The following is a 24,912-nucleotide window of genomic DNA, read 5'->3' on the forward strand; positions in this document are numbered from 1 at the left end:
GCGGCTCGCGCCGCCGGCTCAGCAAGAGGACGATCAGCCGCCGTAGATGTCGAAGTCGAAATACTTCTTGGAGAAGGTGTCGTAGGTGCCGTTCTCGCGGATCGCCTTGATGGCGGCGTTGATCTTGTCCTTCAGCTCCGTCTCGCCCTTGCGCAGGCCGACGCCGACGCCGAGACCGAGAACTTCGGGATCATCCTTGACCATGCCCTTCATATCGCAGCAGGCAGCACCCTGCTCGGACTTGAGGAATTCCAGCATCGCGACGGAATCGGCCTGCACCGCATCGATACGGCCGGCGGCGAGGTCGTTGTTGGCCTCATCCTGCGTCTGGTACTCCTTGATTGTCGCGCCGGCGGGCGCGAAATACTTGTTGGCATAGACCTGGTGGATGGTTGCCACCTGCACGCCGAGCGTCTTGCCGGCAAGGCCCTCCGGCGTCGGCTCGAACTTGGCATCCTTCGGGCCGATGACGCCCGGCAACGAGTTGTAGTACTTGTCGGAGAAGTCGATGGTCTGCTGGCGCTCCGCGGTGACCGACATCGAGCCGATGATCATGTCGATCTTGTTGGTGGTCAGCGCCGGGATGATGCCGTCCCAGGCGACCGGCGTGACGACGCAGTCGAGCTTGGCCTCGGCGCAGATCGCCTTCATGAAGTCCACTTCCCAGCCTTCCCAGTTGCCCGAGGCGTCGGGCGAGGTGAAGGGCGGATAAGGCTCGGCGGCAAAACCGACGCGGACCTGCTGGGCTGCAGCGCCCGAGATGGCGGCAAGCCCGATCGCGGCGGCAAGGGCGATTGTCTTTACGGCACTCTTCATGATCTTCCCTCTGTTGGTTTTTTGCTTCTCAGTGGATGGAGCTGATGAACTTCTTCAGCCGCTCCGATTTCGGCGATCCGAACAACTCGTCCGGCGGGCCCTGTTCCTCTATGACCCCGTTCGCCAGGAAGACGACGTGGCTCGCCACGTTCCGGGCGAACTTCATCTCGTGCGTGACGAGGATCATCGTACGCTTTTCCTTGGCGAGGTCGCCGATGACGGACAGCACCTCACCGACGAGTTCGGGATCGAGCGCGGAGGTGGGCTCGTCGAAGAGCATGACATGGGGCTGGATGGCGAGAGCGCGGGCGATGGCCGCACGCTGCTGCTGGCCGCCGGAAAGGAAGGCGGGATAGGCATCGCGCTTCTCATACAGCCCGACGCGGCGCAGCAGCGTCTCGGCGCGGTCGATCGCCTCGTCCTTCCTCACGCCCAGCACATGGACCGGCGCCTCGATGACGTTTTCCAGGATGGTCATGTGCTGCCAGAGATTGAAGCTCTGGAACACCATGCCGAGACGCGAGCGCAGGCGCTGTACCTGCTTGCGATCAGCCGGCATCATGCCGCCGTGGCCGTCGTTCTTCATCGCGATCGTCTCGCCATGGATGGTGACCGAACCGGCGCTCGGCAGCTCCAGCATGTTGATGCAGCGAAGGAAGGTGGACTTGCCCGAACCCGAGCCGCCGATGATGGCGATGACGTCGCCCTCATGCGCGGTCAGTGAAACACCCTTGAGAACTTCAAGCGGCCCGAAGCGCTTGTGCAGGTCCCTGACCGCGATTGCCTCGGCGCGTTCCGTCATCGCGGAGCGGTCTCCGGCGCACGGAAAATCGATGCATGACCCATGCCAAATTCCCCTGTTTTTCAGCGTTCCCGCGGGCATCTTCGGCCCGTCGTGTCCTCTTGTGGAAAGCATCGTGGCACTTGTTAAGAAATTATTCAAGCGTATAATAGGCTGATCGCTGACTTTTCTGGCAGCGCCTGTCCACGATGATTTTCTCCCGGGAGTATTGAATGACCGCCTACGGTTCGCAGGAAATGTCGGCCCCCCTGATGCGTGTTCTGATGCGCCGCCCCGGCGCCAGCCTGAAGGGCGCCGATGCCGCCAAGTGGCATTACGGCCCGACCTTCGACGGCGCCCGCGCGGTCCACCAGTACAAGGCCTTCGCAGCACTTGTGGAGAAATCCGGCACCGAGATCATCTGGCTGGAGGATGAAGGCGACGGGCTCGCCGACGCCATGTTCACCCATGATCCCTCGCTGATGTCGGACCACGGCGCGATCCTCCTGCGTATGGGCAAGCCGCTGCGCGTCGCCGAAACCGCACTGCACGAAAAGGCCTATGCCGAGCGCCAGATCCCGATCCTCGGCCGTATCGAAGGCGAAGGCACCGTGGAAGGCGGCGACTGCATCTGGCTCGATGCGAAGACCCTCGTCATCGGCCGCGGCGTGCGCACCAATCAGGAAGGCATCGACCAGATCACGGGGATTCTCGCCCCCCACGGCGTCACGGTTCTCGCCTACGACCTGCCGCTCTGGCAGGGCGAGGAAGCCTGCCTCCACCTGATGAGCGTGATGAGCCCGCTGGCGGACGACCTTGCCCTCGTCTTCGCCCCGCTGCTACCGGCCGCCTTCTACCAGCTCCTCAAGAAGCGCGGCATCCGCCTCATCGAGGCACCGGCCGACGAATTCCATGCCAGCAACGGCCTGTCGCTCAACGTGCTGCCGACCCGGCCCTACGAGGTCATCATGGTCGAAGGCTTTCCGGCCACCAAGGCGGCGATGGAAGCGGCAGGCTGCACGGTGGAGACCTTCGAGGCCGACGCGCTTTGCATTGCCTGCGAGGGCGGCCCAACCTGCCTGACGCGGCCGGTGCTGCGCCGCGCCGCATAACGAGGAAACCATGGCCCGCCGGACCTTCCATCGCGCCCCCGAGGCCGAACGCCGCCACGACCTGATCGAGGCGACGCTCGACTGCATCGCGGAGTATGGACTTGAAGGCGCGACGGTCCGGCAGATCGCCATCAAGGCGGGCGTGACGGCGGGCCTCATCCGGCATTATTTCCAGTCGAAGGAGCATATCCTTCAGGAGGCCTACCGGATCGTCATCGGCCGGCTCACCGAAAAGGCCGAGCGGGTGACGGGCGATCCGGAAACGCGGCTGCGCGACTTCATCGTCATCAACCTGACAGAGCCGGTCGCCAACAGCCGTAGCCTCTCGCTCTGGGCTTCCTTCATCAGCCGCGTCAGCGTTGATCCGGAACTCGCCGCCATCCACCGCGAGGGCTACCTGAGTTTCCGCAACGCGCTGGAGGGCCTGCTCGGCGATTTCCTTGCAGCGCGCGGCGAGGATGCCTCGCCGGAGCGTTGCCGCAGGCTCGCCATCGCGATCAACGGCCTGCTCGACGGCCTGTGGCTTGAAGGCTGCCTGGCCGGCGAACTCTTCGGGGAAAGCGAACTCGTCGAGATCGCGCTGACCTCGATCGAAACCCTGCTCGGGCTGCGCCTGAGACCGGTCGACGCCAACCGCGCCGATCGATAAACGACACTCAATGGAAATGCGGAGGACGGCCATGCGCTATGCATCCATCACAGATCGGCTTGCCAATCTCGGTTCTGAAAAATGGGCCATCCATGCCGAAGCGCGGCGCATGAAGGCCGAAGGCCAGACGATCATCGAACTGACCATCGGCGAGCCGGACGTGCCGCCGGACCCGACGCTGCTGGCCGAAGCCGTGCGCACCATGCATGCGGGTCGCTACCGCTACTCCAACGGCCGCGGCGAGCCCTCCGTGGTCGACGCGCTGGTGCGCAAGTACCAGAAGCGCCGCAACGACGTGACCGCCGCCAACGTGCTCTGCTTCCCCGGCACGCAGACCGCCCTCTTCGCCGTCATGCTCGGCCTCGTGGAGACCGGCGATGCGGTGCTCGTCGGCGACCCGCTCTATGCGACCTACGAGGGCGTCATCCGCTCGACCGGTGCCGAGCGCATCGCCGTTCCGCTGCGCCCGGAAAACGGCTTCCACATGAAGGCGGCCGACCTCGAGGCCGCCATCACGCCAGCCTGCCGGGTGCTGCTGCTCAACACGCCGCACAACCCGACCGGCGCGGTGCTGAGCGCCGCGGAGATTGCCGAGATCGGCGCCGTCTGCCGCAAGCACGATCTCTGGATCGTCTGCGACGAGGTCTATGAACAGCTCGTCTTCGGCGCGACCTTCGCCTCGCCCTTCGACAATCCGGACCTTGCCGAGCGTACCATCGTCGTCTCCTCCATTTCGAAATCCCATGCCGCGCCAGGCTTCCGCAGCGGCTGGGCGATCGGTCCGGCGGACTTCTGCACCCGGCTGCTCTCGGTCTCCGAAACGATGCTGTTCGGCGGCCAGCCCTTCATCGCCGACATGACGGCCTATGCGCTCGACAACCCGATCGCGACCGCCGCGACGATGCGCCAGAGCTACAAGGCACGTGCCGCCCGCTTCGCCGAAGCCCTGTCTCTGGCGCCCGGCCTCGTGCCGCTGCCGCCGGAAGCCGGCATGTTCATCGTCGTCGATGTCTCCGAAACCGGCATGAGCGGCGAGGATTTTGCCTGGGCGCTCCTGCGCGAGGAACTGGTCGCGGTCATGCCGGGCTCCTCCTTCGGCGACGAGGCGGAAGGCTTCATCCGCCTCAGTCTCACCGTGCCCGATGCCCATATCGACGAGGCCTGCCGGCGCATCACCGCACTCGCCACCCGTTCCACCATGCCGAAGGAGCGCCGCGCATGAGCACGAAAACCGTTGGGGAAGTTCTCGTCGACCTTCTGGAGGCAAACGGCGTCGAGGTCGTATTCGGCATTCCGGGCGTGCACACGGTCGAGCTCTACCGGGGCCTTGCCGTCTCGAAGATTCGCCACATCACACCGCGCCACGAGCAGGGCGCCGGCTTCATGGCGGATGGGTATGCGCGCGTTTCCGGCAAGCCGGGCGTCGCGCTGGTCATCACCGGTCCGGGCCTCACCAACACCATCACGGCGATGGCGCAGGCGCGGCAGGATTCCGTACCCATGCTGGTCATCTCGGGGGTCAACCGGCGCGATTCGCTCGGCCACGGCCGCGGCCTGCTGCACGAGCTGCCGGATCAACAGGGCATGATGAAAACGCTCGCCCTCTATTCTCACACGCTGCTCAATCCCGCCGACCTGCCGCTCGTCATGGAGCGCGCCTTTGCCGTCTTGCTTTCCGGCCGCCCCGGCCCGGTGCATATCGAAATTCCGACCGACGTGATGGCAAAACCCATCGAAACCGGCCGTTTTCCCGCCGCCGCTGCCACGCGTCCGCGCGCCGATGCGGAAACCCTGCAGCGCGCCGCCATCCTGTGCACCAATGCCTCCCGTCCCGTCATCCTCGCGGGCGGCGGTGCGATAACGGCGGAAGAGGAAATCCGTTCGCTCGCCGAGCGGATCGGCGCACCCGTCGTCACCACCGTCAATGCCCGCGGCATGCTTGCCGGCCATCCCTTGCGCGTGCCGGCAAGCCCCAGCCTCAAGGCCGTGCGGCGTCTGCTTTCCGACGCCGACCTCGTCGTCGCCTTCGGTACCGAATTCGGCCCGACGGACTATGACATCAATGTCGACAACGGCTTCCCACGGCTGAAATCGCTGATCCGCATCGATATCGATGCCGCCCAGCTTGCCCGCACGCCGCAATCGGGGCTGTCGATCTTCTCCAGCGCCAAGACGGCGGCAGCCGGCATGCTCGGTTTCCTCGAAGGCCATAAGGCAATCGGCAACGGTGCGGCACGCGCCGAAACCGCCCGCAAGGGCGCGTGGAACGAGCTGACGGCGAAGATGCAGGCGGAAATCGGCGTCATCGACACCATCTGGCGGACGCTGCCGAAAGCCATCGTCGTCGGGGATTCCACCCAGGCCGTCTATGCCGGCAACTACTATTGCGACGCACCGCGCCCGCGCAGCTGGTTCAACGCCGCAACCGGTTACGGCGCGCTCGGCTTCGCCCCGCCCGCCGCCATCGGTGCGGCCCTTGCCGAGCCGGATGCGCCGATCATCTGCCTTGTCGGTGATGGCGGGCTGCAATTCTCGCTCTCGGAGATCGGCTCGGCGGCGGATGCCGGCGCCCACGTCGTCTTCCTCGTCTGGAACAATGACGGCTATCAGGAGATCGAGAACTACATGGTCGATGCCGGAATCACACCGGAAGGCGTGAAGCCGTCCGCACCCGACTTCGTCGCCATCGGCACCGCCTATGGCGTGCCCTCCGAGCGCCTCGCCGATGTGCGCGATCTGCCGGCCGCGCTGGAAAAGGCCGGCGGGCGCAAGGGCCCGAGCCTCATCGAAATCCACCAGACGAAGACGGCCGGCGCCACGGCCTGATTCGCAGCGACACAAGAGCAGCACCGCCGCTGCGCGGACGCCTGCAACGGTTCGGCGGCATGAAAACCCGGAAATATCCGGGTTTTCATGCCGGTGGTGGCGCTTCCGGTTCTCCCGGCTTTGCAAACCGTCGTTTATTTGTCATGGATGACGCCGCCGCCGGTCCCCTTTGTGCCGACGGTCATCGGGAACGGACTCGAGTACAGGTTGGCGGACCAGCAGACATTTCCACGACCGGTCTATGAACGGGGCCCACCCCGCGCGCGACCCCCAGCACCCTCGCTCCTCCAGAGGGCGCTCGACCTGGTGCCGATGCGCGACTTCGCGGCTGCGCATATCGGCTTCACCGGCCGGTTCAACCGCGCCGTCAAGCGTCTCGATCGCGAAGGAGGCCCCGCCATCCTCGCCGCCCAGGGGCACTTTCATTTCGGCGAACGGCTGGTCATCCCCATTGCGACCAGCCACCTGACCACGCGGCTGCGCGACAACATTTCCGATCGCGGGCGGCTACGCTGGATCGGCACGCACTTCCTCGACGGCAGCGACTGGAGCCGCATCGTCGAGCCGCTCGAAAAGTCCTCCTCCCATGTCGAGATCACCGAACTCTTCGAGACGCGGCAGGATTTTCGCGCAGGCGCGCGCTATCAGGCCTATGCCAAGCGCATCAAGGATGGCGCAACGGTCAAACGCAACCGCATTGCCATCGACACGATCGAAAAGCTCGACAATTTCTTCGAATATTACCTGGCGCTCATCGCAGACATCGAGAAGAACGGCATCGTGCCGCATTCCGATCTCGGCCTGCTCGGCCAGACCGGCCGGCGCCATCGCTGGACACGCACGCTCTGGCAGGATCTCGCCGAGCGCGATATCGGCGTGGCGATCGACGCCGAGGGCCGCCTTGTCCGCCACACCAACGGCAAGCACCGCACGGCAGCAGCCGTTGCGCTCGGCATCGAGCGCATTCCCGTCGAAATCCGGCTGGTGCATGCCGGCTGGCTTTTGCGCCAGGGCAAACGGCTCGGCCTTTCACCGGCCGATGCGCTCCTCGCCACGCTCGAACAGGCCCGCGCTACGGGCTGGCCTCCAACGTAAAAGGCCCGGCGAACCGGGCCCTTCGTATCAATCGGCTCAGGATGCTTCAGGCGACCGGACGGCTCTTCAGGAGATCGCGGATCTCGGTGAGAAGCAGCACGTCTTCCGGCGGCGGTGCGGGCTCGGCGGCACCGGCGGCCTTTTCCTTCTCCAGCGACTCGCGCATGCGGTTCACGCCCTTGATCATCAGGAAGATGATCCAGGCGAGGATGAGGAAGTTGATGAGCACGGTGATGAAATTGCCATAGGCAAAGACCGCGCCCTGCTCGCGGGCGGCGGCAAGCGACGTTGCCGTCACGTTGCTGGACAACGCGATGAAGTAGTTGGAAAAATCGAAACCACCCCCGGTCAATGCACCGACGATCGGCATGACCAGGTCGTTGACGACGGATTCGACGATCTTGTTGAAGGCCGCACCGATGATGACACCCACGGCGAGGTCCATGACATTGCCGCGGGCGATAAACGCCTTGAACTCATTGAGCATGAGGGTCTCCTGTTGCTGCGAAGCAAAGGCAACCTAGTTTAGTTTTTGCTGAGATGGAACTGCGTTCCATCAATATCTAGGGGTTTACACACCGGTCCTTTCCACACTCGACCTTCGACGCAATTTCCTTCCTCTCCGCTTTGGCCTATTCTCGCGTGAAAGGCCGAAGGACTGCGGGAGGAAGCATGCCGGGCTCGCTGATATTCGCCTTGGCGCTCGCCTATCTGCTGCTGCTCTTTGCGGTTGCAAGTTACGGCGACCGGAAGGCAAAGCGCACCGGCCGCACATCGAAGGGCCGGCCGCTGGTCTATGCGCTGAGCCTTGCGATCTACTGCACCTCCTGGACCTATTTCGGCGGCGTGGGCCTTGCCACGACCCATGGCCTCGAATTTGCGGGCATCTATATCGGCCCGATCCTGATGTTCACGCTCGGCATGCCGCTCATCCGCCGCATCGTGACGCTGGCCAAATCCGAACGCCTCACCTCGATCGCCGATTTCGTCGCCGCGCGCTACGGCAAGAATCCGGGCGTCGCCGCCGTCGTCGCCCTCATTTCGCTGATCGGCTACATCCCCTACATCGCGCTGCAATTGAAAGCCGTGTCCAGCTCGGTCTCGGCCATGGTCGATACGACCGGCTTCGGCATCGCCGCCTCTGGCGGCCTCATCGACCTGCCGCTGGTCGTCACGCTCTTTCTCGCGTGTTTTGCCATCGTCTTCGGCACGCGCCACACGGACGCAACCGAGCACCAGGACGGCCTCATCCTCGCCATCTCGATGGAATCGCTGGTCAAGCTCGTCGCCATCGCCTCGGTCGGCATCTACGTCATCTTCTTCATGTTCGACGGGCTCGGCGATCTCTGGCAGCGCGCGGCGGAGAACGAGCGCGTCATGCAGGCGCTGACCTACGAGACGCCGGTGGCACGGTGGATCCTGCTCATCGTGCTGTCCGCCTTCGCCATCGTGATGCTGCCACGCCAGTTCCATGTCACCGTGGTGGAGAACCGCACGGCAGGCGAGCTGCGCATGGCGGGCATCCTCTTCCCGCTCTATCTCGTCGCCATCAACCTCTTCGTGCTGCCGGTCGCCATCGGCGGCGTGCTCACCTTCAACGGCCAGGGCGATGCCGACCTCTATGTGCTGACCCTGCCCTTCGCACTCGACCAGCCGCTCCTGACGCTGGTTGCCTTCATCGGCGGCTTCTCCGCCGCCACCGCCATGGTCATCGTCGCCTCGGTGGCGCTCTCCATCATGGTGTCGAACGACATCGTCATCCCGGTCGTGCTCAGGCGCAGCCTCATCGGCGGTGTCGAGCAGCAGGACGACCTCTCGCGCATGCTGCTGCGCATCCGGCGCCTCGCGATCTTCTTCGTCTTGCTGCTGGGTTATGCCTATTACCGCGCCGCGACCGCCAATGCGGGCCTTGCCTCGATGGGCCTGCTCGCCTTCGCCGCAGCGGCGCAGGTCGCCCCGACGATGCTCGGCGGCCTCTTCTGGCGCAATGCCAATGCACGCGGTGCCATGGCCGGCATGATCTCCGGCCTCGTCGTCTGGGCCTACCTGCTGTTCCTGCCGAGTATCGGCGTCGCCGACAATGCCTATATCGCCGAAACGGTGCTCGGCTTCCTGTTTCCCGGCGCGACCATCTTCACCGGCGAGAACGCGGACCCGCTGGTCAACGCCACGCTGCTGGCCATGATGGTGAATATAGGCGCCTATGTCGTCGGCTCCCTCACCCGCAATCCGACCTCGCTTGAACGGCTGCAGGCCGGCACCTTCATCCGCTCCAAGCCGCGCCTCGAGCGGGCCTTCCGCGGCCGACGCACCAAGGTGACGGTCAAGGACCTCAAGACGACCATCGCCAAGTATCTCGGCGAGGAGCGCATGCAGCGCTCCTTCCATACCTATGAGCGGCAGGTCGGCCGCTGGCTGGAAGACAACTCCCCCGCCGACGCCGCCATCGTGCATTTTTCCGAGCAGCTGCTCGGCAGCGCCATCGGCTCCTCCTCGGCCCGCCTCGTGCTGTCGCTCGTGCTCCAGCGCATCGACGATACGCCGACGGATACGGACTGGCTGCTCGACCAGGCCAGCGAGGCCCTGCAATACAACCAGGACATGCTGCAGACCGCACTCGGCCAGATGGACCAGGGCATCGCCGTCTTCGACAGCGCCGGGAACCTCACCGTCTGGAACCGTCGTTTCCGCCAGCTGCTCGACCTGCCGGAATATGTCGGCCAGGTCGGCTTCCCGCTTTCCGATATCGTGGAAATCCTCGTCGAGCGCGGCGACATCGCAGCGGAGGAGCAGGAGGCCGTGGTGACGCGCACCATGACCTTCGACGAACCCTTCGCGCTGGTGCTGTCCGGCGGCGAGCGCATCATCGAAGTGCGCACCAACGCCATGCCGGAAAAAGGCTTCGTTTCCACCTATACGGACATCACCGACCGGGTGGCGGCCGACCGGGCGCTGAAGCAGGTCAACGAGACGCTGGAACAGCGCGTCGCCCAGCGCACCATCGAGCTCACCCGCGTCAACACGGAACTCGCCGAAGCGCGCGCTGCCGCCGAGGAGGCGAACATCAGCAAGACGCGTTTCTTCGCCGCCGCCGGCCACGATATCCTGCAGCCGCTGAACGCCGCCCGGCTCTATTCGTCGTCCCTCGTCGAACGGCTCGGCGAGACGGAGAACCGCGAGATGATCCACAACATCGATTCCTCGCTGGAATCGGTGGAAGCGATCCTCGGCGCCGTGCTCGACATTTCCCGGCTCGACACCGGTGCGATGAAGGCGCGCGTGCAGACGGTACCGCTGAAGGACCTGCTGAAACGCATCGAGACCGATTTTGCACCGATGGCGCGGGCGAAGAACCTGAAATTCACCGTGCTCCCCTCCTCGCTCGCCATCCGCACCGACCCGAACCTCCTGCGCCGCGTCGTGCAGAACCTCGTCTCGAACGCCATCAAGTACACCAATTCGGGCAAGGTCCTCGTCGGCGTCCGGCGCAAGGGTGGGCACGCCTATATCCAGGTGCTCGATTCCGGCATCGGGATTCCCGCCTCGAAATTCCGAACGGTCTTCAAGGAATTCGCCCGTCTCGACGAGGGTGCGCGTACGGCACCGGGCCTCGGGCTCGGCCTTTCCATCGTCGACCGCATCTCGCGCGTGCTATCGCATCCGGTCGAGCTGCAATCGACGCAGGGGCGCGGCACCAGCTTCAAGGTGCGCGTTCCGATCGATGCCGCAGCAAGCCGCCACGTCGCCGATAAACCCGCCGCTGTGCCCGTCAGTGACGAGCCGCTCAAGGGCCTTCGTGTCCTCTGCGTCGACAACGAGCCGAAGATCCTCGACGGCATGCGGCTGCTTCTCTCGGGCTGGGGCTGTAACGTCACGCTTGCCGAATCGGTGGCCGCGGTTGAAGCCTTGGCCGCAACCACCGTCGATGCCGTCATCGCCGACTACCACCTCGACGACGGCACAGGCATCGCCGCGATCGGAAAGCTTCGGGCAGCGCTTGGCCGCGAGGTTCCGGCCCTTCTCGTCACGGCCGACCGCACGCCGGACGTGCGCGCGGAAGCCGAACGCGACAATATCCTTTTGCAGAACAAGCCCGTGCGTCCCGCCTCCATGCGGGCCTGGCTGACGCAGCTTTCGACGACGCAGCGGGAGGCGGCGGAATAGGCCTCAGGCGGCGGCCTGGGCACTGCCGATCTTGCCGAGCTGGATGACCGCCTGGGTGCGGCTGTCGACATTCAACTTCAGGAGGATCGCCGAGACATGCGCCTTGATGGTCGCCTCGGAGACACTCAATTCATAGGCGATCTGCTTGTTGAGCAGGCCTTCGGCGAGCATGGCGAGCACGCGTGACTGCTGTGGCGTCAGCGTACGCAGCCGCGCGATGAGATCAGCAACCTCGCTGTCCTGCTCCGGCCCGCGCACATAGCCGCCGGGCGTATAGATGTTGCCTTCCAGCACCGAGCCAATGCCCTCGCGGATATCCTCGATGGAGGCGGATTTGGAGATGAAGCCGGAGGCGCCGAGATCGAGCGCTCGGCGGATGGTGGCCGGGTCGTCGCTCGCCGAGACGATGACGACCGGAAGGCTCTGGAATTCGGCCCGCAGCGAGATCAGGCCGGAAAGGCCGCTGACGCCGGGCATGGCAAGGTCGAGCAGCATGAGGTCGGCGTTCGGATTGCCGGCGGCGGCCTTGCGCGCCGCCTCGAAATCGCCGGCCTCGACGATGTCGGGATTGCCCGCCATTCCGGTCAGCGCCTGTTTCAGCGCACCGCGGAACAGCGGATGGTCGTCCGCGATGATGATCGTGAGTGCCGATGCCATGCGCTCCCTCCCAAGAGTAGACGGACCCGCGACGGACGCAACACGACCTCGGCCGGCGAAGGATGTCCGTTAGGTCTTTTGCGGGACCGCGTCTTTCCCGGGGGTGGTTTCCTCCTCACCCTCCTCCAGGTTTTTCACGATGCCCATGAACCTTTGCATCATCTTTTCCATGATGGTCATGGTCCGGTCAATCTCTTCATCCGTGGGTAGAGACGGTTTTGCGGTCGTCTCGCCCGTCACACCACCTTTTTCCAGCGCTTCGACACGCTTGGTGAGCAGGTCGAGCTCCTTTTCGAAGGCGGCGCGCTCATCTGCCGCCATGCGGCAGACGATCTGGCCCTCCTGCTCCCGGCACAGCGAAACCTCGCCCGTCGCCGTGTCGAGGCGGACAAAACCGCCGTCCGTCTTCTCCATGCGATAACGTCCCTCGCCCTCGGCCTGGGCCGAGCCCGCCACGAGGGCGACAACGAAGATGAAAGGCAGAGCGTGAATTCGCATGCAAAATCCTCCAAGAGCCGGTTTGCGGACCTGTCGCCGGTAGACATTCGCCGTTCTTTGCGGCAAGCGCTACCGTTGAAAAACAGCAGCCAGTGGAGGAACGGACGAGATGGCCAAAACAATCTACAAGATCGTTCCGGCAAGTCTGTGGCAGAAGGCGAAGGCGAACGGGATTTTCGAGGGCGCCGCCATCGACCTGTCCGACGGCTTCATCCACTTCTCCACCGCCACACAGGCAAAGGAGACGGCCGCCCGCCATTTCGCCGGCCAGGATGATCTCATTCTTGTCGCCGTCGATGGTGATACGCTCGGCGACACGCTCGTCTACGAACCCTCGCGTGGCGGCGATCTCTTCCCCCATCTTTATGCCGTCCTTCCGCTATCCGCCGTGCTCTGGGAAAAGCCCCTGCCGCTCGGTTCGGACGGCGCCCACCAGTTTCCGGAGATGCCGCTCTGATGTCGCTCCTGTCCACGCTCGGCCGCAAGGGCCTCTTCCTCTTTGATCCGGAAACCGCCCATGGCGTCTCGATCGCCGCGCTGAAGGCCGGCGTCGTGCCAGCCTGCCCGGCCAAGGCCGATCCCCGCCTCGCGCAAACCGTCGCCGGCCTTGCCTTCCCCAATCCCGTCGGCATGGCCGCAGGTTATGACAAGAACGCCGAGGTGCCCGAAGCCCTCCTGCGCCTCGGCTTCGGTTTCACCGAGATCGGCACCGTGACCCCACGCGCCCAGGAGGGCAATCCGAAGCCCCGCATCTTCCGCCTGGTGCAGGACGATGCCGTGATCAACCGTCTCGGCTTCAACAATGCCGGCCATGCAGCGGCGCTCGAGCGCCTGAAGGCCTGCCGGCGCGATGCGATGATCGGCGTCAATATCGGCGCGAACAAGGACAGCGCCGACCGCATCGCCGACTATGTCGCCGGCATCCGCACCTTTTACGACGTGGCGCGCTATTTCACCGCCAACATCTCCTCGCCCAACACGCCCGGCCTGCGCGACCTGCAGGCCAAGGAAAGCCTGCATGCCCTGCTGTCGGCCGTGCTCGCCGCACGCGCCGAGGAAGCGACGAGAAGTGGCCGCCAGGTGCCGGTCTTCCTGAAGATTGCGCCCGACCTTACCGAGGAGGGTCTCGACGACATCGCCGAGGTCGCCCTCGCCCATCCGCTCGATGGCCTCATCGTCTCCAACACGACGCTGTCGCGAGTTGGCCTCAGCGACACGCGCCAGGCCGGTGAAGCAGGCGGCCTTTCCGGCAAGCCGCTCTTCGAGAAATCGACCGTGGTGCTCGCCAAGATGCGTCGGCGCGTCGGCGAAAACCTGCCGATCATCGGCGTCGGCGGCGTCTCCAGCGCCGAGACGGCGGCGGAGAAGATCCGCGCCGGCGCGGACCTCGTGCAGCTCTACTCCTGCATGGTTTACGCCGGTCCGACCCTGCCTGGCGAAATCGTGAACGGCCTCTCGCGCATTTGTGATCGCGAGCAGATCGCCTCGATTTCCGCGCTTCGTGGCACGCGCACCGCCCACTGGGCCGAGCGCGCCCTCTGAGCGCCACACGGGAACCATAGTCGTCCTGGAGGGTTTCGTTCCTGCGGGTGGAGTGTTCGGCAAAAGCTGATTCGCATCGACGGTAGCCTGCACCGATCCCGCCTATAACGGCCAAAAAGGCCAGGAAGGGACGATACCATGGACGACCACGACGAACGGATCCGGCAAAGGGCTCACGAAATCTGGAAAGAAGAAGGCCGCCCGGAAGGCCGTGAATATTCCCACTGGCTGCGCGCCAGGGCCGAAATCCACGAAGAGGATGGCGGCGGCCCGGCCCGGCCCGAAAGGCCCTGGACGATAGCAGGTCTCGGCATCGGCCTCATACAGCCGGTCTGACGATCAACATCCGGGTCGGGGATCAGCTCCGGCCCGGCCTGGAAAACTGCCGTTCTGCAAGCCCCGGCAGGCGCAGAGCCAGGAAAATGCCCCGAAAGGCAAGAAACAGGTTGAGCGACAGCCAGAGCCCGTGATTGCCTAAAAGCGGCACGAAGACGGCAAGCGACAGCAGATACCCGACAAAGGCCAGCAGCATCATGTTGCGCATGGCCGTCGACCAGGTCGCACCGATATAGACCCCGTCCATCTGGAAGGCGAGAGCACCGACAACCGCCGTCAATGCGGCCCAGGGCAAATACTTCGCCGCCTCCACCTGCACGCTTTCTGTGGTCGTCAGCAGACCGATCACATCCGTTCCAAAGGCGAGGAAGAGCAGCGTGGTGACGAAGCCGAGGCCGAAGGACCAGAACACGGTGAGCTTGACGGCCCGGTCGAAGGCCGGACGGAAATTCGCACCGAAGGCCCGGCCGACGAGCTGTTCGGCGGCGTTGGATAGACCGTCGAGATAATAGCCGGCGACGAGGAAGATGTTCATCAGCACCGCATTGGCCGCCAGCATCAGCGGACCGAACGAGGAACCGATGCGCGTCATGATGGCGAAGGAACCGATCAGCACGAAGGTCCGGATCATGATGTCGCGGTTGAGCGAGAACAGGGCCCGAAGCCTATCCCGGGCAAGAACCTCCGCACGGGAAGGCCGGTGCGCCCGGTTGAAACGGGAGACGACGATGGAGAAGCCGGCAAGCGCACCGATCGTCTCGCCGGCAAAGGTACCCCAGGCGATGCCGGCAATGCCCCAGCCGAACCAGAGGCCAAGCACGATCGACAACACGATATTGGTGCCGTTGATGATGGCCTGCAGCATCAGCCCCATCAGGCTCTGCCCGCGGCCAAGCACGAAGCCGAGCAGGGCATAGTTGGCGAGCGCCATGGGCGCGGCAAGCACGCGGATCATGAAATAGGTCGACGTCACCTCCGCGACGCCGGGCGACGGCGCCATCAGGAAGAGGCCGGCGGACAACAGAAGGGGCGACAGCAAGGCTATGGCAAGCCCGCAACAGAGCGCGATGACGAGTGCGCGCCAATAGACCGCCTGCTCTTCCCTTGGATCGCCGCGGCCGAAGGCCTGGGCGACGAGGCCGGTGGTGGAAGCGCGCAGGAAGTTGAAACTGCCGAGCAGAAGGTCGAAGAGCACGGCGCCGATGGCAAGGCCTGCCAGCGCATCCGCAGAACCGAGCCGTCCGGCGACAGCCGTATCGGTCAGCCCCATCAGCGGCGTCGTCAGGAAGCCGAGCGTCATCGGGATAGCGATCGACAGCACGAGCCGGTGCGTCACCTCGAAGGGGCCAGCTCCCTCGTTGCCGTTTGCGGTCGCTGCACTCACGATCCTTCCCCCCTACGCCACCCCAACCTGCCACTCCCCCGAGCGACCGGCCGGCTCTTTCAGCTTGACAACACCATCGCCCAGTAGGGCCGGTTGCCGGATGCCGGATTGGAGACGACCGCGACGCCCAGCCCGCGGTAGTTCGCCCCCAGCATGTTCTCCAGATGTTTCGGCGAACGATACCAGGCCTCGAAGGCTTCGGCCGCGTTGTCCTGGCCGACGGCGATATTCTCCGCTGCCGGCAGCGGCACCTCCATACCCTTCATGCGCTTCAGGAAATTCGCGCCGAAGCCGATATTGTGTTCCATCTTGCCCGCACTCGCCATGCGGCTTGCCTGGTCCATGGCCGCACGCTGCGCCGCCGTGTCGAGCGATAGCGGCGCAAGGCTGCGCTCGGCCCGGATCTTGTTGACGAAGGAGAGCGAAGCCGGCGTCTGGTCGCTGCCGGTGCCGGCCGAAGGGCTCAGCACGCTGGTGGTGGAACAGCCCGCAGCCAACATGGCGACGGAGGCCGCGGAGGCGGCAAGAAAGGCGCGACGGGAGATCATGATCAGCGACGATAGCTCAGAACACGGATGAGGATGAAGACGGGCACCACGATGACGGCGCCGAGCAACAGGTAGTCGCCCAGCCGGCCGAGCGTCTTGAAGCCGGTATTCCAGAGGTCGACGATGAAGTCGCGGACGGCAAAGAGGATATCGTCCGGATAGAGCCCGAAGATCGACATCAGGAAGCCCACGGCCACCGACAGGATCAAGAGCTTGATGATCACGCGGATCGGTGTATCGCCGAGGAACCCGTTCACGCCATTCGACATCAGTTGATTCTCCAAAAACTCGTGTCCACTCCAGATAAGCCGTCACCGGTTCCGCGGCAAGCAAGGCGTCCCCGCGAGAATTCGCTTGCCTTTTGCCGCGGCCCTGCCATGTAGCGCCGTCTGTTTTCCCGTTTCCGAGCCCCCATGACGAGCCCGCACTTCTCCTCCGGCGATCTCATCGCCGACCGCCGCGCCGATTATGCCCGCATGTTCGCGGAATCGGGTGAGTTCGCGGAGGCTGCGGAACTCATGGAACAGGCGCTCGAACAGGTGCCCGCCTGGGCTGCCGGCTGGTTCCGTCTCGCCGAATATGCGGAGAAATCGGGCCGGAAGGAGGCGGCGGCGGCCGCCCTCGCGAAGGTCGTCGCCCTCGACCCGGCCGACATCTTCGGCGCCGGCCTGAAACTTGCCGTGCTGGGCGTTGCCGAAACGCCCGCCGCGCCGTCCACCGCCTATGTCGAGCGGCTCTTCGACGACTATGCCGACCGCTTCGACACCGCTCTCGTGCAGCGGCTCGACTATACGGTGCCGCAGACACTCGCCCGGTTGGTGCGCCGGCATGCGGGCGAGGATGCGCATTTCGGCCTCGTCTCGGATATTGGCTGCGGCACCGGCCTCTTCGGCGTGGAACTGCGCGCCAGCGCCGGGCGGCTCGAAGGTTTCGACCTGTCCGCCGGGATGCTGGCCAAGGCGGCGGAGAAGGCGGTCTACGACCATCTCGCGCAGGCGGACCTGTCTTTGCCCGCCGAAAAGAGCGGGCTTTTCGCCAATGCGCCGGAGGAGCGGGCCGACCTCGTCAGCGCGGCCGACGTGCTGATGTATCTCGGCGACCTCGCCGAGGTCTTCCCGAGCGCCGCACGCCTCTTGAAGGCCGACGGCCTCTTCGCCTTTTCCGTCGAGGATGGCGGGATGGACGACACGCCGCTGCTGCGCCCGTCGCTGCGCTATGCCCATCCGGAACGCTTCATCCGCAAAAGGGCCGAGGAGAACGGCCTTGCCATCCTCGCCATGGAGAAGAGCGTGATCCGGCAGGATGCCGGCCAGCCGGTGCATGGGTTGCTCTTCCTTGCGAAGCGCGAGGCTTAGCCGAAGGCAGCGCTTGCGCCGGACATGGCGCCCTATACAACAGAAGAAACCCTCGGAGATCTGGCATGGACGGCGACAAACGGCGTTTCGGCTTCTGGAACCCCACCCCCACCCGCCATACGCCGCTGGAAGACGCACAGGGCCTGTTCGCCAGCAGCATGATTGCCGCGCTCGGCCTTGCCCTGATGGGCAGCGCCGGGCTGGTGGCGAGCGGCACCGCCGGCGTCGCCTTCGTGCTGCATTACCTGACGGGCGTGAGCTTCGGCCTCTATTACACCGTCGTGAACATCCCCTTCTACGTCCTCGCGCTGAAGCGCCTCGGCTGGGCCTTCACGATCAAGACGGTGCTGGCGGTGACGATGACCTCGCTGATCACCGAGCTGCAACCGCATTTCGTGACCATCGAGAGCATCGACCCGATGTGGACGGCGGTGCTGGCGGGCATCCTGCTCGGCTTCGGCCTGCTCGGCCTCTATCGCCACCGCGCCAGCCTCGGCGGCATCGGCGTTCTCGCCGTCTACATGCAGGAGCGTTTCGGTATCCGTGCCGGTCTCGTGCAGCTCGCCTTCGACGTCGTCGTGCTCATCGCGGCCTTCTCGGTGGCCGCGCCCTTCATCGTGCTCTGCTCGGTGGTCGGCGCGCTGGTGCTCAACCTCTTCCTGACGGTCAATCACCGCGCCGACCGCTACATCGCCATGTGAGGCTATTTTTCCAGGGACCGCTTCACATTCGACCAGCGGTCACTAGCTTAGGCCGGTGAGCATCATCGATTCTGCCGCCGGCCCCAGCCTCCTGCCCTCCACCTTCGCCGCCTGGTTCTCGGCCAAGGGATGGCAGCCGCGTGCGCATCAGATGGAGCTGCTCACACGGGCGACGGCGGGCGAAAGCCTGCTGCTCATCGCCCCGACCGGCGCCGGCAAGACGCTCGCCGGCTTCCTGCCGGCCCTTACCGACCTCACGCGCCGCGGCAGGATTCCGCCCGGCAGCGCCTTCACCGGCATCCACACGCTCTACATCTCGCCGCTGAAGGCGCTCGCGGTCGATATCGAGCGCAACCTGATGAAACCCGTCGAGGAGATGGGCCTGCCTATCACCATCGAGACGCGCACCGGCGACACACCGCAGGCCAAGCGCCAGCGCCAGCGCCTCAATCCGCCCGACATCCTGCTGACGACGCCCGAGCAGGTCGCCCTGCTCATCGCCAACGGCGAAGCGCCGCGCTTCTTCAAGGACCTGAAATACGTGATCTTCGACGAGCTGCATTCGCTCGTCACCTCCAAGCGCGGCCATCTCCTGTCACTGGGGCTCGCGCGGCTGCAGCAGCTTGCACCTGGCCTTCGCACCATCGGCCTGTCGGCCACCGTCGCCGAACCCATGGATCTCCGCCGCTGGCTGGTCGAGCAGCGGCCGGGCGAGGCGCGGCATGCCGGCCTCGTCACGGCGCCGGGCGGGGCGCGGCCGATCATCACCATCCTCAAGAGCAAGGAGCGCGTGCCGTGGTCCGGGCACTCCGCAAAATATGCGATGCCCGAGGTCTACGAGGCGATCCGCGACCACAAGACCTCGCTGCTCTTCGTCAACACGCGCAGCCAGGCGGAAATCCTCTTCCAGGAGCTCTGGAACATCAACGAGGACACACTGCCGATCGCTCTGCACCACGGCTCGCTCGATGTCGGTCAGCGCCGCAAGGTTGAAGCCGCCATGGCGGAAAACCGCCTGCGCGCCGTTGTCGCCACATCGACGCTCGACCTCGGCATCGACTGGGGCGACGTCGATCTCGTCATCCATGTCGGCGCGCCGAAGGGCGCCTCGCGGCTTGCCCAGCGCATCGGCCGCGCCAACCACCGCATGGACGAACCGAGCCGGGCGATCCTCGTACCCGCCAACCGCTTCGAGGTGATGGAGTGCCAGGCGGCGCTCGACGCCAACTATCTCGGCGCGCAGGATACGCCGCCGGTGGGCGAAGGCGCACTCGACGTTCTCGCCCAGCACGTCCTCGGCATGGCCTGCGCCGCGCCCTTCGACGAGGATGTGCTTTTTGCCGAGATCACCGCCGCCGCACCCTATACCGATCTGCCCCGGGAAAAATTCAGCCGCATCGTCGCCTTCGTCGCCACCGGCGGCTATGCGCTGAAGACCTATGAGCGCTATGCCCGCATCCGCAAGACGCAGGACGGGCTGTGGCGCGTCTCCAATCCACAGGTCGCCCAGCAATACAGGCTCAATCTCGGCACGATCGTTGAAATGCCGATGCTGAACGTGCGCATGGTCAAGCGCGGCGCCAAGGGCGCGATCGGCCGTGGTGGCGCCTCTCTCGGCAAGGTGGAGGAATACTTCCTCGAAATGCTGGCGCCCGGCGATACGTTCCTCTTGTCCGGCAAGGTGCTGCGCTTCGAGGGCATCCGGGAGAACGAGTGTCTCGTTTCCCAGGCGTTTTCGCTCGACCCGAAAGTGCCGGCCTATGCCGGCGGCAAGTTCCCGCTCTCCACCTATCTCGCCGACCAGGTGCGCGGCATGCTGGACGATCCCGACCGCTGGGGCGGCCTGCCCGAGCAGGTGCGCGACTGGCTGGCCTTGCAGCGGGACGTCTCCGCCCTGCCGAAACGCGACGAGCTGCTCATCGAGACCTTTCCACGCGGCAGCCGGCACTACATGGTCGCCTATCCGTTCGAAGGGCGGCTGGCGCACCAGACACTCGGCATGCTGCTGACGCGCCGGCTGGAGCGGACCGGCCGCCGGCCGCTCGGCTTCGTCGCCACGGACTATTCGCTTGCCGTCTGGGCGCTCGACGACCTCGGCTACAGCTTTGCCGTGGAACGCCCATCGCTGGCAGAGCTCTTCGACGAGGACATGCTGGGCGACGACCTCGAAGCCTGGCTCGACGAAAGCTTCATGCTGAAGCGCACCTTCCGCAATTGCGCCGTGATCGCCGGACTTATCGAGCAGCGCCACCCGGGCAAGGAAAAGACCGGACGGCAGGTCACCGTTTCCGCCGACCTGATCTACGACGTGCTGAGAAGCCACGAGCCAGACCACATCCTGCTCGAAGCCACGCGCAACGATGCGGCGGCAGGGCTTTTGGATATTCAGCGATTGGGCGATATGCTGGCACGAATCAAGGGTCACATCACCCATCGTCGGCTCGACCGCATCTCACCGCTCGCCGTGCCGATCATGCTGGAAATCGGCAAGGAACCGGTGGTGGGCGAGGCACAGGATTCCCTGCTGGCGGAAGCGGCGGAGGACCTGATCGCCGAGGCGATGGGCGAGGCCGTTATCTGAAGGTCCATCTAGAGGGATTGAACAACAGGCATGCAGAGGCTCGCGCTGGCATCGGCGAAGATCGAGGATTTCGGCGCCGTTTCGGCCCGCACCGTTGTGGCGGGCGTCGAAGCGGTGTGTGATCCGCTGGGCGCGCTCTACCTGCCGGAAACCCGCCTTCTCGTCGTCTCGGACCTGCATCTGGAAAAGGGTGCCGCCTTCGCACGGCGCGGCATGATGCTGCCGCCCTACGACACGCTCGCCACGCTCAAGGTACTCGAAGCCGTCATCCTCAGACACGATCCGGCGATCGTCGTCAGCCTCGGCGACAATTTCCACGACCGCGTCGGTTCGGCCCACCTGCCGGACATGTTCCGCACGAAGATCGCCGATCTGGCACGCGGGCGTGACTGGATCTGGATCAACGGCAACCACGATCCCGACGGGACGGTGGACCTGCCCGGCCAGTCGGCCGACGAGCTGCACTATGCGGGTCTTGCCTTCCGGCACGAGCCATCACTGATTTCACCTGCCGGCGAGATTGCAGGGCACCTCCATCCGGCCGCCACCGTCATCCGCCGGGAGAAGGCCGTGCGCCGACCCTGTTTTGCGACGGACGGGCGGCGCCTGCTGATGCCCGCCTTCGGCCTGATGACGGGCGGGCTGGACCTGCGCCACAAGGCGATGACCGGCCTTTTCGAGCGGCCAAACCTCGTCGCCCACATGCTCGGTCGCGATCGCATCTATTCCGTACGCTTCGCCAACCTTGTCGGCTGAGCGCCCCGGCGTGCCAACACCGCGCGCGTTTCGCACTGCGGCTTCACACCGGACATGATCTCAGCGGCTTGATGGGCGCCCGGACCGCTTGTAACATGCAAGCAGTTCCTGGAGAGCCCGATGAAAGACACCTACCGCTCCGGCTGCCCGATCAACCTGACGCTTGAAATCCTCGGCGACCGCTGGAGCCTGATCGTGCTGCGCGACATGATGTTCGGCAACCGTCGCCACTTCCGCGAGCTCCTGACGAAATCGGAGGAAGGCATCGCCTCCAACATCCTGGCGGACCGGCTGCGCCGCCTCGTCGAGGAAGGCATCGTCAGCAAGGCGGACGATCCGAGCCACAAGCAGAAGGCGCTCTACAGCCTCACCGAGATGGGCATCGCTCTTGTGCCGGTCTTCGCCATGATGGGTGCCTGGGGCCGGCGCTTCCTGCCGGTGACGGAGGACCTGTCGATCCGTGCGGAACTGCTGGAAGAGGGAGGCCCGCCTCTGTGGGAGGCCTTCATGGAGGAGCTGCGCGCGATCCACCTCGGCGCGCCGCGCCCTGCCCGCTCGGTCTTCAACGAGCTGCAGACCGCCTATGCGGCGACAGTTGCCCGCAACATGGCTGCAACCAGCGCTTGACGAAAGCGTTGCGGTTGATTTCCATCAAGGCAGCGCCGGACGCCGGTTCTAGTCTGGGCAAAAAAGGAGGCTGCACCATGTACAAGCATATCCTCGTTCCCACGGATGGGTCCGACATGTCTTCCGCCGCCATCGACCAGGCGCTCCAGCTCGCCAAGACGCTCGGCGCCAGGGTGACGGTTTTGACGGTGGCCGAACCGCTGCACTTCCTTCCCGTGACGCCCGGCGCGACCGTCAATCTCAGGACAGATTACGAAGCGCATGTGAGGGAGGATGGCATCCGCATCCTCGGTGCAGTCGAGGCAAAGGCGAACACCGCCTGCGTGGCGGTGGAGACACTGCAGGTGACGGCGGGCGATGCCTGGCAGGCGATCGTCGACACCGCCAAGGCAAAGGGCTGCGACCTCATCGCCATGGCCTCGCACGGCCGGCGCGGCGTCAGCGCCTTCCTGATGGGCAGCGTCACGACGAAGGTGCTCAGCCACGCCAAGGTGCCTGTCCTCGTCTACCGCTCCTGACGCTCAGTCCTTGCGGAAGACGACGCTGGCGAGCCAGCCGGTCAGCAGCGCAAGGATGACGGAGAAGGCACCATAGGCCAGCGAGTTGTTGTAGGCGGCATTGGAGATCATCTGCTCGATGCCCGTCTTCATTACACGCAGCGGCAGCGCCTTCTCGGCGATGAAGACGCCGTCACGGAAGAGGTGCGCCCGCACGACATGGGTGCCGTTCGGCACGCTGGCCGGCAGCTTGACCGTTGCCTTGAACAGGCTCGCGCTGATGAACTGTACGCCGCCCGGGTCGCGCTGGTAGAAGCCGCCGCTTTCCTTGAGGCGCCGGAAGGCCTCGCGGAATTCCGTGATTTTGCTGCCGTCGCCGACATAGCCGATCGGCGACAGGCGGATATGCTGGATGCCGACGCCGACGCCGTTGAGCATGGCCGGTTCGGCAATCGTCTCCACGTCCCGGGTACTCGACAGCGAATAGGATTCCGGCACAAGCTCGAAGGTCATCGAGCGGCGGTTGACCCAGATGCCGAAGACCCGCTCCTTGACGCGCACCGTATTGTTGTCCTTCGGCCCTTCCAGCGCCACGACGATATCATATTTGCGCTGGGCGAGCAGAGACGGATCATAGCCTTCGATGGCGCCGAAGATCGTCAGATCCGCGCCGCGGAAATCCGAGGAGATCGCAATCTCGTCCGTGGAGATGCCGATCTCAAGCTTTTCCGGGAAATCGACCGGCTTGTCTTCCAGCACCTGGGCGGCGGCGGGAAGGACGAGGAACAGGCCGAGGAGCAGGGCAGCGACGGCTCTCATCGATAGACCCCCTCGCTCACCACGGAATAGATATCGGCCGGCGCGACGACGAGATCGACGGCAAGGCGGGCCCCGACGGCGAGGACGAGCAGCGCCAGCAGGGCGCGCAGCTGTTCGCCGCGCAGCTTCTGGCCGACGCGCACGCCGTACTGCGCGCCGATCACGCCTGCCACCATCAGGATGAAGGCGAGCACGATATCGACCGAGTAGTTCGTGGTCGCCTGCACGATCGTCGTATAGGCCGTGACGAAGATGATCTGGAACAGCGAGGTGCCGACGACGACATTGGTCGGGATGCGCAGGAGATAGATCATGGCCGGCACCATGATGAAGCCGCCGCCGACACCCATGATGGACGTGAGGATGCCGATGCCGAAGCCGAGGCCGACGACCGGGATGATGGACAGGTAGATCTTCGACTTCTTGAAGCGCATCTTCAAAGGCAGGCGATGCACCCAGCTGTGCTGGCCGGGCCGGCGCAGCGAGACCGGCTGGTTTTTCGCCGCGCGGCGCAGCGCCCGGATGCTTTCAAGCAGCATCAGGGTGCCGACGGTGCCGAGCAGCACGACATAGAGCAGCGAGATGACGAGATCGAGCTGGCCGATACTGCGCAAGAGCGAGAAGATCCAGATACCGACTGTGGCGCCTGCCAGGCCGCCGAAGAGCAGCACCGTGCCGAGCTTCACATCCAGCGTGCCGCGCCGGAAATGCGAGAGCGCGCCCGATATCGAGGAGGCGACGACCTGGTTGGCGCCCGTCGCAACGGCGACAATCGGCGGGATGTTGTAGAAGATGAGGAGTGGTGTGATGAGGAAGCCGCCGCCGACCCCGAACATGCCGGAGAGGAAGCCGACGGCCGCGCCCATGCCCAGAATGATGAAAATGTTCACCGAGAGCTCTGCAATGGGCAGATAGACAGTCACAACAATACCCCGATCGGCAAATTTCCGCTTGCGCGGGCTCATAACATCCGGCGGCCGCTGTCCGTTTCGCCTGCCGTCGCGGCTCCCCTCCGGCAGGCTGCGCATATACGGAAGCGCCCCGCCGCATGAAGGAGAGCCCCTCCGGCGGCCGGTTGCGCCTTGCATCACGCAAGGATCGGTCACGGGGCGCTGCCTTCCGGCGCACCCTGTTCATTTATACAGTTCCGGACGCAAAACCGCGTTTT

25 protein-coding genes are annotated in these 24,912 nt (G+C 65.0%); 15 read left to right on the forward strand and 10 right to left on the reverse strand.

The annotated features are described in order from the left end of the window. Positions 1 to 33: 33 nt before the first annotated feature. Positions 34 to 816: a transporter substrate-binding domain-containing protein gene (locus EXZ48_RS13415; RefSeq protein WP_023513576.1), complete on the reverse strand. Its 783-nt coding sequence runs from the start codon at positions 814 to 816 to the stop codon at positions 34 to 36. Positions 817 to 844: 28 nt separating this feature from the next. Continuing rightward, positions 845 to 1,618, reverse strand: coding sequence for an ABC transporter ATP-binding protein (locus tag EXZ48_RS13420; protein WP_023513575.1), 774 nt, complete (start codon positions 1,616 to 1,618; stop codon positions 845 to 847). 212 nt (positions 1,619 to 1,830) lie between these two features. Between EXZ48_RS13420 and EXZ48_RS13425 the strand changes: the two genes are divergently transcribed. The 5 genes from EXZ48_RS13425 to EXZ48_RS13445 all read left to right on the forward strand — a co-directional run bounded on the left by EXZ48_RS13425 (position 1,831) and on the right by EXZ48_RS13445 (position 7,279). Continuing rightward, entirely contained in the window at positions 1,831 to 2,709 is an 879-nt protein-coding gene (locus tag EXZ48_RS13425) for a dimethylarginine dimethylaminohydrolase family protein (RefSeq protein ID WP_130516396.1), read from the forward strand. A gap of 10 nt (positions 2,710 to 2,719) precedes the next feature. Beyond that, a complete protein-coding gene (locus EXZ48_RS13430) occupies positions 2,720 to 3,358 on the forward strand; it encodes a TetR family transcriptional regulator C-terminal domain-containing protein (RefSeq protein WP_023513573.1) in 639 nt (212 codons plus the stop codon). Positions 3,359 to 3,389: 31 nt separating this feature from the next. Continuing rightward, positions 3,390 to 4,580, forward strand: coding sequence for a pyridoxal phosphate-dependent aminotransferase (locus tag EXZ48_RS13435; protein ID WP_023513572.1), 1,191 nt, complete (start codon positions 3,390 to 3,392; stop codon positions 4,578 to 4,580). After that, entirely contained in the window at positions 4,577 to 6,184 is a 1,608-nt protein-coding gene (locus EXZ48_RS13440) for a 5-guanidino-2-oxopentanoate decarboxylase (RefSeq protein WP_130516397.1), read from the forward strand. The genes EXZ48_RS13435 and EXZ48_RS13440 overlap by 4 nt, the downstream gene beginning before the upstream one ends. Positions 6,185 to 6,496: 312 nt before the next feature. Next, positions 6,497 to 7,279, forward strand: a complete 783-nt coding sequence (locus EXZ48_RS13445) for a hypothetical protein (RefSeq protein WP_037405859.1) — start codon at positions 6,497 to 6,499, stop codon at positions 7,277 to 7,279. A gap of 46 nt (positions 7,280 to 7,325) precedes the next feature. Here EXZ48_RS13445 and mscL read toward each other — a convergent pair whose 3' ends face one another. Beyond that, positions 7,326 to 7,766, reverse strand: a complete 441-nt coding sequence (gene mscL, locus EXZ48_RS13450; RefSeq protein ID WP_023517275.1) for a large conductance mechanosensitive channel protein MscL — start codon at positions 7,764 to 7,766, stop codon at positions 7,326 to 7,328. A 185-nt stretch (positions 7,767 to 7,951) separates the two neighbouring features. On the opposite strand from mscL, the gene EXZ48_RS13455 reads away from it, so the two are divergent. After that, complete coding sequence (locus EXZ48_RS13455) at positions 7,952 to 11,443, forward strand: PAS domain-containing hybrid sensor histidine kinase/response regulator (RefSeq protein ID WP_130516399.1); 3,492 nt, start codon at positions 7,952 to 7,954, stop codon at positions 11,441 to 11,443. 3 nt (positions 11,444 to 11,446) lie between these two features. Here the strand turns inward: EXZ48_RS13455 and EXZ48_RS13460 are convergent, their stop codons facing one another. Together EXZ48_RS13460 and EXZ48_RS13465 are read right to left on the reverse strand one after the other, a co-directional pair. After that, positions 11,447 to 12,100 carry a response regulator transcription factor gene (locus EXZ48_RS13460; RefSeq protein ID WP_023516639.1) on the reverse strand — a complete coding sequence of 218 codons (654 nt, stop codon included), beginning with the start codon at positions 12,098 to 12,100 and terminating at the stop codon, positions 11,447 to 11,449. 69 nt (positions 12,101 to 12,169) lie between these two features. Further along, positions 12,170 to 12,598, reverse strand: coding sequence for a hypothetical protein (locus tag EXZ48_RS13465; RefSeq protein WP_023512399.1), 429 nt, complete (start codon positions 12,596 to 12,598; stop codon positions 12,170 to 12,172). A 109-nt stretch (positions 12,599 to 12,707) separates the two neighbouring features. Here EXZ48_RS13465 and EXZ48_RS13470 point away from each other — a divergent pair, with 109 nt between their 5' ends. The 3 genes from EXZ48_RS13470 (at position 12,708) to EXZ48_RS13480 (ending at position 14,476) form a co-directional block, all read left to right on the forward strand. Beyond that, positions 12,708 to 13,055, forward strand: a complete 348-nt coding sequence (locus EXZ48_RS13470) for a DUF952 domain-containing protein (RefSeq protein ID WP_023512400.1) — start codon at positions 12,708 to 12,710, stop codon at positions 13,053 to 13,055. Beyond that, positions 13,055 to 14,140, forward strand: a complete 1,086-nt coding sequence (locus tag EXZ48_RS13475) for a quinone-dependent dihydroorotate dehydrogenase (RefSeq protein WP_130516401.1) — start codon at positions 13,055 to 13,057, stop codon at positions 14,138 to 14,140. Before EXZ48_RS13470 ends, EXZ48_RS13475 begins: the two co-directional genes overlap by 1 nt. Before the next feature lie 138 nt (positions 14,141 to 14,278). Next, the gene (locus tag EXZ48_RS13480; RefSeq protein WP_130516403.1) at positions 14,279 to 14,476 is read left to right on the forward strand and encodes a DUF2934 domain-containing protein; all 198 of its coding nucleotides are present in this window, start codon (positions 14,279 to 14,281) and stop codon (positions 14,474 to 14,476) included. Between the two features lie 22 nt (positions 14,477 to 14,498). Here the strand turns inward: EXZ48_RS13480 and EXZ48_RS13485 are convergent, their stop codons facing one another. From EXZ48_RS13485 to EXZ48_RS13495, 3 genes are read right to left on the reverse strand one after another with little or no spacing between them, the layout of a single operon-like run. Beyond that, positions 14,499 to 15,860 carry an MATE family efflux transporter gene (locus tag EXZ48_RS13485; protein WP_245462048.1) on the reverse strand — a complete coding sequence of 454 codons (1,362 nt, stop codon included), beginning with the start codon at positions 15,858 to 15,860 and terminating at the stop codon, positions 14,499 to 14,501. 59 nt (positions 15,861 to 15,919) lie between these two features. Beyond that, positions 15,920 to 16,408 carry a CAP domain-containing protein gene (locus tag EXZ48_RS13490; protein ID WP_130516405.1) on the reverse strand — a complete coding sequence of 163 codons (489 nt, stop codon included), beginning with the start codon at positions 16,406 to 16,408 and terminating at the stop codon, positions 15,920 to 15,922. A 2-nt stretch (positions 16,409 to 16,410) separates the two neighbouring features. Next, positions 16,411 to 16,677, reverse strand: coding sequence for a DUF6460 domain-containing protein (locus tag EXZ48_RS13495; RefSeq protein WP_023512405.1), 267 nt, complete (start codon positions 16,675 to 16,677; stop codon positions 16,411 to 16,413). Positions 16,678 to 16,821: 144 nt separating this feature from the next. Between EXZ48_RS13495 and EXZ48_RS13500 the strand changes: the two genes are divergently transcribed. The 6 genes from EXZ48_RS13500 (at position 16,822) to EXZ48_RS13525 (ending at position 22,946) form a co-directional block, all read left to right on the forward strand. Beyond that, on the forward strand, positions 16,822 to 17,763 hold the full coding sequence (locus EXZ48_RS13500) for a methyltransferase domain-containing protein (protein ID WP_023512406.1): 942 nt from the start codon (positions 16,822 to 16,824) through the stop codon (positions 17,761 to 17,763). A 65-nt stretch (positions 17,764 to 17,828) separates the two neighbouring features. Then, entirely contained in the window at positions 17,829 to 18,464 is a 636-nt protein-coding gene (locus EXZ48_RS13505) for a YitT family protein (RefSeq protein WP_023512407.1), read from the forward strand. A gap of 55 nt (positions 18,465 to 18,519) precedes the next feature. Further along, on the forward strand, positions 18,520 to 21,045 hold the full coding sequence (locus EXZ48_RS13510) for a ligase-associated DNA damage response DEXH box helicase (protein WP_130516407.1): 2,526 nt from the start codon (positions 18,520 to 18,522) through the stop codon (positions 21,043 to 21,045). A 30-nt stretch (positions 21,046 to 21,075) separates the two neighbouring features. Next, positions 21,076 to 21,801, forward strand: coding sequence for a ligase-associated DNA damage response endonuclease PdeM (gene pdeM, locus EXZ48_RS13515; RefSeq protein WP_130516409.1), 726 nt, complete (start codon positions 21,076 to 21,078; stop codon positions 21,799 to 21,801). A gap of 120 nt (positions 21,802 to 21,921) precedes the next feature. Continuing rightward, positions 21,922 to 22,428: a helix-turn-helix domain-containing protein gene (locus tag EXZ48_RS13520; protein WP_023512410.1), complete on the forward strand. Its 507-nt coding sequence runs from the start codon at positions 21,922 to 21,924 to the stop codon at positions 22,426 to 22,428. Between the two features lie 77 nt (positions 22,429 to 22,505). Then, the gene (locus EXZ48_RS13525) at positions 22,506 to 22,946 is read left to right on the forward strand and encodes a universal stress protein (protein WP_130516411.1); all 441 of its coding nucleotides are present in this window, start codon (positions 22,506 to 22,508) and stop codon (positions 22,944 to 22,946) included. A 3-nt stretch (positions 22,947 to 22,949) separates the two neighbouring features. Here EXZ48_RS13525 and EXZ48_RS13530 read toward each other — a convergent pair whose 3' ends face one another. Both EXZ48_RS13530 and EXZ48_RS13535 read right to left on the reverse strand, forming a co-directional pair. Further along, positions 22,950 to 23,744 (reverse strand): TIGR02186 family protein, encoded by a 795-nt coding sequence (locus tag EXZ48_RS13530; RefSeq protein WP_023512412.1) that lies wholly within the window; start codon positions 23,742 to 23,744, stop codon positions 22,950 to 22,952. After that, positions 23,741 to 24,667 carry a sulfite exporter TauE/SafE family protein gene (locus EXZ48_RS13535; RefSeq protein ID WP_037405922.1) on the reverse strand — a complete coding sequence of 309 codons (927 nt, stop codon included), beginning with the start codon at positions 24,665 to 24,667 and terminating at the stop codon, positions 23,741 to 23,743. The genes EXZ48_RS13530 and EXZ48_RS13535 overlap by 4 nt, the downstream gene beginning before the upstream one ends. Positions 24,668 to 24,912 lie beyond the last annotated feature (245 nt).

It is taken from the genome of Shinella sp. JR1-6, from assembly GCF_004284735.1.
Taxonomy (GTDB): domain Bacteria; phylum Pseudomonadota; class Alphaproteobacteria; order Rhizobiales; family Rhizobiaceae; genus Shinella.